A 530-nucleotide genomic window follows, 5' to 3' on the forward strand; every position below is an offset into this window, starting at 1 on the left:
TCCAGGTCATCGTGCGCCGGGAGATCTGGGAGCGCCAGCGTGTCGTGGCGCTCAATGCCAAGCTGCTCGCGGTGAAGGGGACCTGGCAGCGTGAGGGGGAGGTGCGCAATATCGTGGCGGGCTACCTCGAAGACCTGACGCCGTTGCTTGGGGAGCTGAGGACGGCGAGCAGGGATTTTCATTGAGGGAGGCCGCTTGGATGACAAGACTGCAGCGTAAGGATCTGATCGCCGTCGGCACACGCACGTACGTACGCACGGTGATTGTCACCAAGCCGACCTTCAGTACGGCGGTCGGTGCCGCCATGATCGGAAGGAAAGCGACGGACAGCAGCCGTCCGCACACCCGCTGGGCGGTGCAACCCGATCTACGACCGGTTCCGGCCGGCGCGACGGGCTCGACTCGACCCAAAGCGGAAACCGGTCTCCGGGGCCGAGACGCCGAAGAGCCGCCACTCGAGAATTGGCCAACAAGAGATGGCGCGACTCACAAGTCGTTGATGTACATCCGGTTCCAGGTCGGACTGATCA

At 63.8% G+C, this 530-nt stretch carries 2 protein-coding genes; both read left to right on the forward strand.

Going from position 1 to position 530, the window contains the following annotated elements:
- Nucleotides 1-185 (forward strand): hypothetical protein (locus OOZ63_RS29010; RefSeq protein ID WP_266009349.1); only part of this gene is annotated, 185 nt, incomplete at its 5' end.
- Nucleotides 186-199: 14 nt separating this feature from the next.
- The coding region (locus OOZ63_RS29015; protein ID WP_266009351.1) for a hypothetical protein at nucleotides 200-530 on the forward strand (331 nt) is incomplete at its 3' end.

The sequence above is a fragment of the Paucibacter sp. PLA-PC-4 genome (assembly GCF_026241155.1).
Lineage (GTDB): Bacteria > Pseudomonadota > Gammaproteobacteria > Burkholderiales > Burkholderiaceae_C > Roseateles_E.